13 protein-coding genes are annotated in these 12,602 nt (G+C 38.0%); 3 read left to right on the forward strand and 10 right to left on the reverse strand.

All coding sequences use genetic code 11. The features are described 5' to 3' along the window. Positions 1 to 84: 84 nt before the first annotated feature. From nrdE to FEZ08_RS03745, 10 genes are all read right to left on the reverse strand, one after another. Positions 85 to 2,163: a class 1b ribonucleoside-diphosphate reductase subunit alpha gene (nrdE, locus tag FEZ08_RS03700; protein WP_138190366.1), complete on the reverse strand. Its 2,079-nt coding sequence runs from the start codon at positions 2,161 to 2,163 to the stop codon at positions 85 to 87. A 75-nt stretch (positions 2,164 to 2,238) separates the two neighbouring features. Further along, entirely contained in the window at positions 2,239 to 2,610 is a 372-nt protein-coding gene (gene nrdI / locus FEZ08_RS03705; RefSeq protein WP_138190367.1) for a class Ib ribonucleoside-diphosphate reductase assembly flavoprotein NrdI, read from the reverse strand. 2 nt (positions 2,611 to 2,612) lie between these two features. Then, positions 2,613 to 3,353 (reverse strand): pseudouridine synthase, encoded by a 741-nt coding sequence (locus FEZ08_RS03710; RefSeq protein WP_138190368.1) that lies wholly within the window; start codon positions 3,351 to 3,353, stop codon positions 2,613 to 2,615. Positions 3,354 to 3,615: 262 nt separating this feature from the next. Then, positions 3,616 to 4,557: a hypothetical protein gene (locus tag FEZ08_RS03715; RefSeq protein ID WP_138190369.1), complete on the reverse strand. Its 942-nt coding sequence runs from the start codon at positions 4,555 to 4,557 to the stop codon at positions 3,616 to 3,618. Further along, on the reverse strand, positions 4,532 to 5,128 hold the full coding sequence (locus FEZ08_RS03720; protein ID WP_138190370.1) for a hypothetical protein: 597 nt from the start codon (positions 5,126 to 5,128) through the stop codon (positions 4,532 to 4,534). The genes FEZ08_RS03715 and FEZ08_RS03720 overlap by 26 nt, the downstream gene beginning before the upstream one ends. Before the next feature lie 10 nt (positions 5,129 to 5,138). Then, a complete protein-coding gene (locus FEZ08_RS03725) occupies positions 5,139 to 5,360 on the reverse strand; it encodes a hypothetical protein (protein WP_138190371.1) in 222 nt (73 codons plus the stop codon). A gap of 54 nt (positions 5,361 to 5,414) precedes the next feature. Beyond that, positions 5,415 to 6,464: a sensor histidine kinase gene (locus tag FEZ08_RS03730; protein ID WP_138190372.1), complete on the reverse strand. Its 1,050-nt coding sequence runs from the start codon at positions 6,462 to 6,464 to the stop codon at positions 5,415 to 5,417. Then, positions 6,452 to 7,123, reverse strand: a complete 672-nt coding sequence (locus FEZ08_RS03735; RefSeq protein ID WP_138190373.1) for a response regulator transcription factor — start codon at positions 7,121 to 7,123, stop codon at positions 6,452 to 6,454. Before FEZ08_RS03735 ends, FEZ08_RS03730 begins: the two co-directional genes overlap by 13 nt. Positions 7,124 to 7,274: 151 nt before the next feature. After that, positions 7,275 to 7,592 carry a thioredoxin gene (gene trxA / locus FEZ08_RS03740; protein ID WP_138190374.1) on the reverse strand — a complete coding sequence of 106 codons (318 nt, stop codon included), beginning with the start codon at positions 7,590 to 7,592 and terminating at the stop codon, positions 7,275 to 7,277. A 132-nt stretch (positions 7,593 to 7,724) separates the two neighbouring features. Then, positions 7,725 to 10,055 (reverse strand): endonuclease MutS2, encoded by a 2,331-nt coding sequence (locus FEZ08_RS03745; protein ID WP_138190375.1) that lies wholly within the window; start codon positions 10,053 to 10,055, stop codon positions 7,725 to 7,727. A 244-nt stretch (positions 10,056 to 10,299) separates the two neighbouring features. On the opposite strand from FEZ08_RS03745, the gene FEZ08_RS03750 reads away from it, so the two are divergent. From FEZ08_RS03750 to FEZ08_RS03760, 3 genes are all read left to right on the forward strand, one after another. After that, positions 10,300 to 11,241 carry a helix-turn-helix domain-containing protein gene (locus FEZ08_RS03750; RefSeq protein ID WP_138190376.1) on the forward strand — a complete coding sequence of 314 codons (942 nt, stop codon included), beginning with the start codon at positions 10,300 to 10,302 and terminating at the stop codon, positions 11,239 to 11,241. 126 nt (positions 11,242 to 11,367) lie between these two features. Continuing rightward, positions 11,368 to 12,135 (forward strand): helix-turn-helix domain-containing protein, encoded by a 768-nt coding sequence (locus tag FEZ08_RS03755; RefSeq protein ID WP_138190377.1) that lies wholly within the window; start codon positions 11,368 to 11,370, stop codon positions 12,133 to 12,135. Between the two features lie 77 nt (positions 12,136 to 12,212). Beyond that, a complete protein-coding gene (locus FEZ08_RS03760; protein ID WP_171014925.1) occupies positions 12,213 to 12,599 on the forward strand; it encodes a DUF1761 domain-containing protein in 387 nt (128 codons plus the stop codon). Positions 12,600 to 12,602 lie beyond the last annotated feature (3 nt).

Here is a 12,602-nt window from a genome sequence, read left to right on the forward strand (position 1 = left end):
AAATTTTGAGGATTGTATCTTGACATACATGACGATAAATTTTTCTTGTGTTTTTCAATAAAAGAAAGCGTTTCGCACTTATTATTACACGGCGCAAGAAATACACTCATCTACACTCAGGTTTTTAGTTCTAGTATAGTAAAGACTTTTTAGTCCTTTTTTATGCGCATAGATATAAAGACGTGATAAATCACGCGTGCTGGTTTCATTAGTTACATAAAGAATCGTACTGATTCCTTGGTCAACATGTTCTTGAATTTCAGCAACTAAGTCAATAACATTCATCATGTTCATATTATATGATGATTTATAGTAGAAATAGTTCTCTACTGATAAATATGGCATTGGGTAATAAGTTGTTGAATTTCCGTATGTACGTACTTCAACATGATCAACAATCGGCATGATTGATGGTGTTGAGTTTTGAATATAACTAATACTTTGCGTTGGTGCAATTGCCATTCTGTATGAGTGATAAATACCATGTTTTTGCACTTGAGCTTTCAATGTTTTCCAATCTTCAATAGTTGGAATATCAATGCCAGCAAACAATTCTTTTACAAAGTCAGTTTGCGGACTGAAGTCAGTTGCTTCATATTTAGCAAAGTAATTGCCATTGGCATACTCTGATTGTTCAAAACCTTTAAAACGTTTCCCGCTTTGTTTAGCGATTTCCATACTGCGTTCCAGTGAATGGAAATTAATCATCATAAAGAAAGTACGAACGAAATCTTTTGCTTCCACACTTTCATAAGAAACTCGGTTTTTAGCAAGGAATCCATGTAGGTTCATTGCTCCAAGTCCTACTGAATGGAAATCATCATTAGCATGCTGAACTCCCGGTGCATTTTCAATATGTGACATATTGCTTACGGCTGTAAGTGCATCAATACCGGCATGAACGCTATCGCGAATCGCTTTATTTTCCATAACATTGGTAATATTCAATGAACCAAGATTACAGCAAATATCGTAACCGATTTCGTCAGGCTGACCATAATCGCCAATGACTGAAGTTGTTTGTAATTGGAAAATCTCGGTACATAAGTTAGACATCTTAATTTGACCGATACCTTTTAATGGATTGGCTTTATTAGCTGTTGACTTATAAACAATATATGGATATCCAGACTCGAATTGTGTGCTGGCAATGCGAGTCAGCATCTGACGCGCATTCATCAACTTTTTCACCACATCAGGGTGAGCAACCATTTCATCATACATCGTATCAATATCCATATCATCAAGCGCCACACCAAAGGCTTTTTCAACACTTAATGGTGCAAACACATAAAAATCTTCATTCTTTTCAGCAAGTTCAAAGAATTTATCGGGAACAATTAACCCTAATGACAAAGTCTGAATCCGACTCTTCTCATCAGCATTGATTTTCTTAGTATCGAGGAACTCATCAACATCCCAATGGAAAATATTTAAGTACACCGCACCGGCACCTTTACGTTGCCCCATTTGGTCAGCATAGTTAAATGAATCTTCAAGTAACTTCATAACCGGTACTACACCTTTAGCCGCATGAGCAACCTCTTTAATTGACTCCCCGCGAGAACGCAATTTTGAAAGATTCAAGGCCACACCGCCGCCAATTTTTGACAATTGCATTGCCGTGTTAATATTGAACCCAATTGAATTTAAGCTATCATCCATCTCAAGCAAGAAACATGATACCAATTCACCACGACGAGCACGACCGGCATTCAAGAAAGTCGGTGTCGCTGGCTGATAGCGCTGTTCAATCATAACTTGCACATATTTACAAGCTTGATCAAAATCACCCTGTGCCAAATGTAAACTAGTGGCAATAACCCGATCCTCATAATACTCAAGATATTGTTGCTTATCATTCGTTTTCAAAGCATAATCTTTGAAAAATTTTGAAATCGCCATAAATGACTGAAACTGAAACTTATAATCAAAAGCAAGCTTAGTAATCGCTTCAATCTGGGCTTCTGTATACTTTTCAAAAAAATCTTCATAATACATATTATCAATTAAATAATGCATCCGCTCAACACTGCTCGCGAACTTCATCATCTTCTCTTCAACTTCTTTGTTGAACTCAACAACTGCTTCTTGGTCCTTTTCCAGTTGGAAAAAGCCATTCTTTTTTTGTAAAACCTCATTATTTAGCTCGAGATATCTCAAAATTGCCCACTCCTTATAAATATTGGCAAGCTTCGCGGCCTCACCGCGAAACTTGCCCCCTTTTTCTCCATTACATTAAATTGTATCAGCTATTTCATCAACAACACTGATGAATGCATCTAAATCGTTAATCCGGCCCGAAAGTTCAAACTTGTAAAGTACTGGGAAGCCATACTCAGCCGACAAACTTTCTGCCGCTTTGCAATAGGCATCGCCCCAATTACGGTTCCCGCTGCCAACAACACCAACAATATGCTGATGATTCTGGGCACAAAAAGCGGCTACCTCTTTTGGTGTCTCACCAATACCGGTTGTATAGGTAAGCAACACACATGGCTCATCAATTTTTTCTTCACCGGTTTTAATCTGCAAAGTTGTCATCGTATCCGGCAACTTCTTCACAAACCGGCCAATATTTCCGGTTTTGCTCGCATAAACAACTAACATTGTTATCGCCCTTTCTGTGCCTGACTCATTGTCCGCAAGGTTTTCACCTCATGCGGTTTCAATCGCCGCCAGCCGCCAGTCGGTAAATCACCAAGCTCAACACAGCCATACTGACTGCGACGTAAACTCTTTACTGGATAGCCAACTGCTTCACACATTTTTTTCACCTGATGGTAACGTCCTTCGTGGATGGTAATTTGAATAGTTGAAAGATCGCGACCCTTATCGGTTGAAACAATATATACTTCTGCAGGTGCCGTTTTTTTGCCATCGTCAAGCACCACGCCGCGACGTAATTTATGAATCGCATTCGGCTTCACTACACCATTTACTTTAGCAACATAAGTTTTGTCGATTTCTCCGGTCGGGTGCATCATCATATTGGCAAACTCGCCATCATTGGTTAACAAAATAACACCAGTCGTATCATAATCAAGCCGACCAATCGGATAAATCCGCTCCGGCACTTCATCCACCGGAATTAAATCGGTCACAACCTTGCGGCCACGTTCATCACTCGCTGCACTAATAACACCACGCGGTTTATTAACCACGAAATAAACCTTATCATCACCCTCAAGTTTCACGCCATCAATACTGATTTCATCATTAGGACCAACCTTCACACCCAGCTCAGTAACGATAACACCATTTACCGCAACCCGGCCATCACTAATTAAAACCTCAGCATTCCGCCTAGAACAATATCCCTTATTTGCAATTACTTTTTGTAACCGTTCCATACACAATTTAACTCCTCTATATTTCAGAATTCTCTTTCTCAATTATAGCACAAATTCACGCCGAGCCGCGTAAATAACTTTATTTTAATGCCACTGCCATAATATTAAAACCAGGGAGCATTAGCTACAAAAAAATGGCCCTGAAAGCCTTAATAATAATTATACCAAGTCAAAGATATTATTCAATAAGAAAGCCCCACTTTTCATTATTTTCATAAAACTTCAGACAAAAAACCGCAGACATGAAGTCCACGGTTTTCTCCTAATTATTATTAATAATATTTTTTAAATCTAGATAAAACTGTTGTGCATGTTCAGGATTATCAATGTAAATTGTCCAGTAATTATGTGTTGTTTCAGTTGTAGCAATTACATATGTATTTTTATCAATCTTAGTAAAATGTATACCTTTTCCAGTAATATCATTATAGAAATCGACTGTATCATTTTGAGGATGCAAATACATTGGTTCCCCAGTTTCTTTGTTTTCAATGACAATAGTAGCATCATCAGGAAGTTCATCAATAGTATAGGTTTGAGCTAAAGCAATATCGCGTACTGTAACAATAAATGCTAAATTAACATACTTATCTAAAAATTCTTTTTCACTATGCTTAACCGCCGCGTTTTCTTCTCCCCAAATTCCGCTAATGCTATACTCAACATCTCCATTAGCATCAAATTTTACAACATCGCCAATCTGCCAGCTATACTGTTCAGCAGCAACCTTACTAACCATAATTTCATTCTCCTCAACTGGTAACTGACCTTCTAATAACTTACCAGGAATATAAAATTCATTGAATAGATTAATTGGTAATAACGGAACCGTGCTATCGTTATATTCTACTGATGGTATAGAAATTCTTGATGCACCTAGCAGACCATTCCCTTTATATTCCCCATCTTTCAAAAAGCGATTTAATGCCTCACCAGTTCTAGCATTCACTAAAACACTTAAATATACTCCAGTGTCTGAATTAGTATCAAAATTATTACTGAAGTAGTACTGCCCATTTTTCAATGTATCATCTAGTATAGTTTCTCCTTCAATATTATTGCTTGATACATTTTCAGGACTGTTTGAAACCTGAAATGCCATAACATTCCCGCCAACAAGCATCCCAGATGCCACCACAATCAACAAACAAACAATACCAACTTTCAATGGTTGATGCTTAACTTTTCGCCAAAAATTGTGCATGTCGCTCACTCCATTCATTCTTTTTTACCAATATGGTCGTAAAATCATTCCAAACATAGAACTTATCAACCAATACTGCACTTTGCGGATCATCCAGAACAATGACAAAATGAGTGCCACATGTTTCTTGAAATATTGTTAGCATTTGTCTTAACTGTTTATTTTCCAATTGACTTAAAATAAAATAATCGGTAATAACAACAACTCCCGGATTAGTTAACATTGCATAAACCAACCGCAACATCTGCTGTTCAAAAACTGAGCAGTCTCTGACCAGTTTTTGATGATGTGATTTCACAAAACCTGCCAAACCCAGCATAGTATCAATTTGTGCCAGCCAATCAACTTTACTTCCCGCTTGCTGCAAGCGATACCGCATATTTTGCAAGACAGTTTCATCCTGCATCAAATCCAAACCGGTACTGCTAAGTACAAATGATTTTCCCAATTGCTCAGCATATTGATGCATGCATTGTTTTAATAATTCTTGTTTATTGGCTTCCTGTTTAACTAATAAGCCAACAATTCCCGCTTCATCGCAGAAAAGTTCACCCTGTATAATAGCTTTCATTTTCTACCTCCTAACTCAAGATAAATGCTAAACAAACGCTGCCAGTCATCATAAATAGACATCCGCATAGAAGAATAAATTCAATATTTTTTATCTGCTTACGCTTCGACGAATCTGCACCCGCTAATTGCGCCCGCACATCATCATTATCAATCGAAACAAATACATAATATGCTCCGCCCAACAATAGCAATGCACCACAATTAATAATAAAGATTAAAAATATATTCATCGTATTCCTCCTGACTCCACTTTAGCAAATCCTAGTTAAAGGTAAAATAAAGATTTATTGCTTTTCCGCGGGCAAAGCAATAAAAAAGCTCATTCTGCCCGGCACCGCCTCATGATAAGCATACCCATTCAGCAACTCCGCAACATGCTTCACTAACTGCAACCCGATACCATGACCATTTCTATGAGTGGTAAACCGAGCATCCCAAATCTGCTGCGGGGGCACCTCATTATCAGCTGCAATTCGATTGCTGACCACAATCACAATCGCATCCTCCTGTTGGTAAACGCCAACAACTGCCGGTCCGCCTTGCTCTCCAAAGCGTAAAGCATTCTCCAGTAAATTAAATACCGCCCGATAAATCCACGAAGCTTTTCCAGCAACAACCAGTGGTTCATCAAACTCATCCAAGTCAAAATAAATATTCAGCTTATCACTGAAGCTATCAATCACCTCAGCAACGACCAAAGCAACATCTGCTGAAGCATCCATTTGCTTTCCTTTTAATTGCGACAAAATCAGCAAATCATCAATAGTCTGATTCAATAGTTGGATATGTTCCACTGCGGCAGACTTTGTCCCACTTTCTACCATACCAATTAGCGCCAATAACTCATTCCGCAACTCATGTGCAGCATAACTCTGAAACTGTTCACTATCATAATAGTTCCGATAAAGTTCCTGATAATTAGCAAAAACCGCATCAACCAATGGCTCAATCTCCGCAGGATACTCATAGCCATCCGGATTGAAATTAGCATCAGCAATCTGTCCGGAAACTTGGTTCAGTGGCTGCACCAACATCCGCGCAGCAAAAAAACTAATGCCAATACTAATTCCATTTATCAGTAATAACATACCAATAATTAAAACATTATACTTCAACCAAAAAGCAGTGAAATATTCTTGTTCAGTATTTATGCGATTGGAAAAAAACATCTGCGTTCCGCCATTATAAGTGATAACCACATTTTGACTTGAATTGGTCAAAATATTTTCAACTGAAATCCGAAAAATCAAATAAAATCCCAGAATACTCAAAATGCTAATGATAATCCCAAACACAATAAAAGCAATCTGTATTCGCTTCTTTAAACTATACATAAAGCATATCCCTTACCCTTCACCGTCTTTAACTGCACACTTGCCGACGCAGCATTCAGCTTATTGCGCAAATTCATGACATGTACCCGCGCCGCATTGGAAAAAGGATTACCGCTATCATCCCAAACATGCTCAATAATTGCTTCTAACGAACAAACCTTTGGCGACTCCAAAGCCAAATAATATAAAATCTCATACTCCTTTGGCGTCAACGGGAAATCTACTCCTGCTACAACAACCTGCACTAAATCCGGCAAAATCTCCATATCACCAAGCACAATATTAGCCTCTGCCCGATTACGAACCCGACGCAAAATCGCCCGAATCCGCGCTACCAACTCCTCCATACTAAAAGGCTTCACCAAATAATCATCAGCGCCGACATTCAAACCATAAGTTCGATCAGCCACCTCACTACGCGCTGTCACCATAATAATAGGCGTATCAATCCCGGCATCACGCAACTGCTCGCAAACCTCAAAACCATCAATATCCGGTAAATTCAGATCCAGCAAAATAACATCATATTCCGTCACCGTTGCCAACTCAATACCATCCTCGCCATTATCAGCACAATCAACCGCAAAACCACTCTTACTCAAAAAATGGCGCATCGTCTCCTGCACCTCAAAACTATCCTCAATAACCAAAACTCGCATTGAATTCACCTCATTATTCCATTCTATCACACCCAACTTAAAGACAAAATAAAGATTTTTTGTGACAAAATCCAAAACAAAAAGCCGCGGACTTGATAGTCCGCGACTTTTTCCTAAAGGCTTAGCCTTAATAATTCAATTGTTACTCTGATTAGTTAGCTTTTACCCATTCAACCAAAGTATCACCAGGTTTGAAGCCAGCATCTTGAGCTACTGTTTCACCGTTATTTACAACGAATAAAGTTGGCACGCTCATTACGCCATATTCACCAGCTACATCTTGTAATTCGTCAACATTGATTTTTAAAATTTCAACGTTGTCAGCTTCTAATTGTGGTGCAATTTCGTCTAATACTGGTAAAAGCATTTGACATGGTCCACACCAAGTTGCGTAGAAGTCAACAAGGTATTTTCCTGATTTAATTTTGTCTTCAAATTGTTCTTTAGTTTCAATAACATGTACAGCCATGATTTAATTTCTCCCTTATAATTAATTTATATATTCATGATACCATATCCAAAAATGGGTGTCTAACAATTAGCATCTTTTTATCTTCACATCAAGATGTAATCACTACAAATTTGCAATAAATATCATTTTCTATTTCAAGGTAGCAATGGTAGCGCCAACACCGCCCTCACCCTCACCACCAAAGCGAAAGTTTTTCACAATCGGTGATTGTTTCAAATATTCTTGCACACCGGTTCGTAATGCCCCGGTACCATGTCCATGAATAATTGCCACTTGGTCATAACCGGCAAGTTGTGCTTGATCCAAATACTTCTCAAGTTTATCAAGTGCATCAGCCAAGCGCTCACCTCGCAAATCAAGCTGAATTCCGGCACGGCTGCTGATTTTGCGTCGAACATTTTGCTCCTGCTTCTTCTGCTCCTTAGCCTTCAAGAAACGCAAATCATCAGTCTTCACTTTCGTTTGAAACGAACCAACCTTTACTAACCATTGATCATTCTTAAGTTGTTCAATAATCGAACCATTACTCTGCAACGTCTTCACATATACCACATCGCCAACAGCATAATTATTCTGTTTTTGACCGCGCTCCTGCTCAACATTTTTAGTCTCATGTTTTAAACCCTTTAACCGGGTTCGCGCTGATACCAATTCATGATCCTTTAACTGGTGGCGTTCCTCCTTGATTTCGCGGATGATCGCCTCGCTTTGTTTCTGAGCATCTTCAACAAATTTATTCGCCTCACGACGTGCCTGATCCAAAACTCGTTCCTTCTGCACATCCAAGCGGTCATACTCAGCATGCAACTGTGCTTCCAGCTCCTCAGCCTTCGCCTTCGTCGCTGCAAGCTCGGTCCGTACCTCAACAAATTTACGTGCTTCTTCTTCAAAACGACGAATGACCTGGTCAATATTTTCCTCACGCTCGTCAATATAACGGCGGGCGGTCGTTAAAACATCTGCCTGCAACCCTAATCTTCCGGCGATATCAAACGCATTTGAATGGCCCGGCATGCCAAGCTCAAGTTGGTATGTCGGCATCAATTTCTCGACATCAAAAATGACTGATGCGTTCATGACATGCTCCGATTCATAGGCATAAATCTTTAATTCCGGGTAATGGGTCGTTGCAACTGTAATTGCACCGCGCTGATATACATATTCTAAAATACCAATTGCCAGCGCCGCACCTTCTTTGGGGTCAGTACCGCTGCCAAGCTCATCAAAAAGTACTAGCGATTTCTCATCAACATCATTAAGAATACCAACGACATGCTGCATGTGAGCCGAAAAGGTACTTAAATTCTGTTCAATTGACTGTTCGTCGCCAATCTCAGTAAAAATCTGTTCGAAGACTGCTAATTGACTGCCTTCACGCGCAGGAATATGCAATCCCAGTTGAGCCATGATAGTAAACAATCCCAGCATTTTCAGCACAACGGTTTTCCCACCGGTATTTGGTCCGGTAATAACAATTGTTTGATACTCTTTACCAATACGTACATCATTGGCAATAACATACTTTGCATCAATCAAGGGGTGACGCCCTTGCTTAATATCAATAACATTATCGATATTAAGATCTGGCATTGTCGCATCGAACTCTGCTGCATATGCTGCTTTAGCAAATAAAAAATCTAGTTCAATAAAACGCTCAGCATTGTGAGCTACACTTGGCGCATGTTCTTTTACCAATTGTGAAAGCTCAAATAAAATCTTTTGAATTTCTTCGCGTTCTTGCACATATAAATCACTCAGCGTATTATTTATTACAACAATTTCTTGCGGCTCAATATAAACCGTAGTTCGTGTAGCCGACTCACCGTGAATAATTCCCGGAAAACTATTTTTGTACTCGCTGCGCACCGGCACTACAAAACGGTCATTCCGCAAAGTATAAATCTGCTCCATCAATTGACTCGCATATTTCTGCATAATCGTCGCCATTGTCTTCCGAATTAAGCGCTCCGCTTCGCTTTGCGCCCGGCGAATCCGCCGCAACTCCGAGCTCGCACTATCCTTGATTTTGCCATCTTCGCTGATGACTGACCAAATTTTATCAACAACTGCCCGCTCATAATAAACATGATTCAGCGTTGCCCAAAGATGCGGATATTCATTTGGCTGTTCAATCATTTCTAAATACTGATGAACCTGCTTAGCATTCTCTAATAAAAAAGCCAGTTCCATCAATGTCTCTATTTCTAAAATACCATCGGCAGCAACAAAATGCAGCAAGTCATGCACCGGAAATAGATGATTGAAACGCGGACGCTGGTAACGATAAAAAAGCCGTAAACTCTCATCTGTCTGCGCCTGCATTATTTGTATAGTTGTTAAATCAGTTTGTGGCACTAACCGAGCAATATAGTCACGGGTTGCACTGCTGGTTGCATGCGTCATAAATTGTTCACGCACTGCTTCAAAATCTAAGGCATCCATTGCCTGTGGTCGAATCATTATCGTTCATCCTCTGCTTCTTTATTCACCTTATATTATAGCACAGATAAAATGTGCATGAAATATCAATAACCAACTATGTTTTCAATAAATATTATGTGTAAGAAATCATTAATATATTATTTGCAAGAAGTGCGATTCTGTTTTAAAATATAAATATATTTATATTTTTTATCATAGCATTCAATTAGCCTTATACTTGATACATTAAGTATAATAATCTAAAAAATCGGGGGGATTTTTTATGCCGCAAGAAAAAGATGTTTTTCATGAGCGCTTAGGCAGCACTATTCGTCAAATTAGAAAAAATAAAGGCATATCACAAAAGCAAACCTGCAGTGATAAGTTTACTCAACCAACCTTAACTAATATTGAAGCCGGAAAAACACATACTTCATACGAAAACTGTGTTCATATTGCCAGTCAAATTAATGTAAGCTTGGATGAGCTCAATTATATTACCAATAACTATCACGAAACCCCGATCAATCAGATTCTATATCTGATGCGCGGTTTCAATGACGGTTTTGATGAAAAACGATTCAAAAAAATCCAACGTCTGACTAGTCATTACTATAAGCAAACCGGCAATAAAGCCTTTAAACAATTACATATCCTTAGTGAAGCATGGCGCGTATATAATATTAGCCATGATCCATTCGCACCAAAAGCATTACTTGAAGAAATCTGGCTTGATTTGCAAAAAATGGATAAATGGTATTACTTTGAATTACGATTACTGACCTCAGTATTCACAATATTACCATACAAAACCGCTTTAAAAATTGGTGAACGGGCAATCAAAGATCTTAATGCATATGATGAGCTCTATGAAACAGCGGAAATTCAAATTAAATTCATCCTCAATATCGCCCTTCTGGCTAACATCAACAATGAACCGGACGTCGCACTCTCATGGTGTGACCGAGTTCTTAATTTTTCTATTAATAACGAACAGTCAAAGTTCCTCCATGGTGTCTACTATCATTTGTTCCTCTCACATATCCAAAAAGGTAATCAACAAACCGGGCTTTGCTATCTGAACCGGGCCATTATCCTGGCACTCCTCTATGGCAAGGAAAACATTATCGAAGCTTGGCGTGACCAATCTAAAATGATTCTCGACTTCTCTCTTAATGATTTTAAAAACATTGTATCCGCTTGCCGCAACATGCTTGCGCCATAAAATACCGCTGCCTACGGGCAGCGGTATTTTATATCTTTCTTACACTATTTTCACAAAAGCTACCTTGCTACCAGCAATAATACTAAGTATGATATAAGAATAGCTTGCTTGAGGAGGATATCAATAATGAACACATTTATGCAAGAAGTTCTGGCATATATTCATCAAAACTACCAAACTGTAACTGTTAATGAACTATGTAAAAAATTTGGTTATACACAATCTCACTTCAGTAGGATTTTTGTTGCTTATAATGGAGTAAGTGCCGTTGAATACATTGCTTCAGCTAAAGTATTTTATAGTTTCAAAAATATGGATGCACACAAAAGTGTTCTTAAAGCACATTTAGATGTGGGCTATTTAAGTACCGGAACTTTTACAAATAACTTTAAACGAAAAACCGGACTATCTCCAAAAAAATATCAGTTACAGGTTCCTAATCTATTTGCATTTATTAAAAAAGCAGAAATTGATGAACAAAATACTTACGAATATTCTCTAACAAATACCTCTACTAAGAATAATCTTGAAGTTAACATTCAATTACCCAGGGCTTTTGAAGGATTATGTTTTGTTGGTTTATTTAAACGAATGATTCCAAATCACACTCCGGTTTTAGGAAAAGTCTTAAAAAAGAGTAAAACAATCGTTTTTGATAACATCCCTGATGGTCGGTTTTTTTTGATGTCCTGTGGGATTCCAAAAACAAATAACCCCTTAAACTATTTTTTCCTAAAAGATGAATATCGTGCATTTATTAATCAACCGTTTATTTTTGAGCACAATAAATCTTATAAAACTACTTTAACATTAAGGAAAAAAGTTCCAACTGATCCACCACTTACTATTAATTTACCGCATTTACTGTATAGTCAGTTAAGAAAGCAAAAATGAATAAATAATTACTAATGCCTCATGGTATATTTCTTATGTACAGATTAAGTACAAAATATATTAGGAGGTGTTTTGTTTTGGATACTGGATATTTTTTAACTGCTATTATAGGTACAGTAGCTTCATTTGCTTTAGGCTGCATTTGGTATAGTCTTATTTGGGGGAAAGTATGGCAAAAAGAAATGGGATTTTCGGATGATGACATCAAGAAAATATTTGTTCCCAAACGAATCTTTTTAGCTTTTTTCAGTGAATGGATGGCTACATTTTGTTTAGTAGGTATTCTATTAAATTTACCAATTTTAATGCTATATAAATTACTTATGCTAGCGTCAGTCATTATATTTTCAAGTGTTAAGCTTGCTGTATTTGATGGCAAGAACTGGAAAATCATTCTTATTAATCAAGGTTATAATTTATTAAGTCTATTAATTATAGCCGGATTATCACTTATCTTTATTTAGGAG

This window comes from Culicoidibacter larvae, from assembly GCF_005771635.1.
Taxonomy (GTDB): Bacteria; Bacillota_I; Bacilli_A; order Culicoidibacterales; family Culicoidibacteraceae; genus Culicoidibacter; species Culicoidibacter larvae.

Coding starts and splice junctions, on each gene's coding strand:
- FEZ08_RS03725 (WP_138190371.1), bottom strand. CDS start 5,360: ATGAATATATTTTTAATCTTTATTATTAATTGTGGTGCATTGCTATTG.
- nrdI (WP_138190367.1), bottom strand. CDS start 2,610: ATGTTAGTTGTTTATGCGAGCAAAACCGGAAATATTGGCCGGTTTGTG.
- trxA (WP_138190374.1), bottom strand. CDS start 7,592: ATGGCTGTACATGTTATTGAAACTAAAGAACAATTTGAAGACAAAATT.
- FEZ08_RS03755 (WP_138190377.1), top strand. CDS start 11,368: ATGAACACATTTATGCAAGAAGTTCTGGCATATATTCATCAAAACTAC.
- FEZ08_RS03750 (WP_138190376.1), top strand. CDS start 10,300: ATGCCGCAAGAAAAAGATGTTTTTCATGAGCGCTTAGGCAGCACTATT.
- FEZ08_RS03710 (WP_138190368.1), bottom strand. CDS start 3,353: ATGGAACGGTTACAAAAAGTAATTGCAAATAAGGGATATTGTTCTAGG.
- FEZ08_RS03720 (WP_138190370.1), bottom strand. CDS start 5,128: ATGAAAGCTATTATACAGGGTGAACTTTTCTGCGATGAAGCGGGAATT.
- FEZ08_RS03730 (WP_138190372.1), bottom strand. CDS start 6,464: ATGTATAGTTTAAAGAAGCGAATACAGATTGCTTTTATTGTGTTTGGG.
- FEZ08_RS03735 (WP_138190373.1), bottom strand. CDS start 7,123: ATGCGAGTTTTGGTTATTGAGGATAGTTTTGAGGTGCAGGAGACGATG.
- FEZ08_RS03715 (WP_138190369.1), bottom strand. CDS start 4,557: ATGCACAATTTTTGGCGAAAAGTTAAGCATCAACCATTGAAAGTTGGT.
- FEZ08_RS03745 (WP_138190375.1), bottom strand. CDS start 10,055: ATGATTCGACCACAGGCAATGGATGCCTTAGATTTTGAAGCAGTGCGT.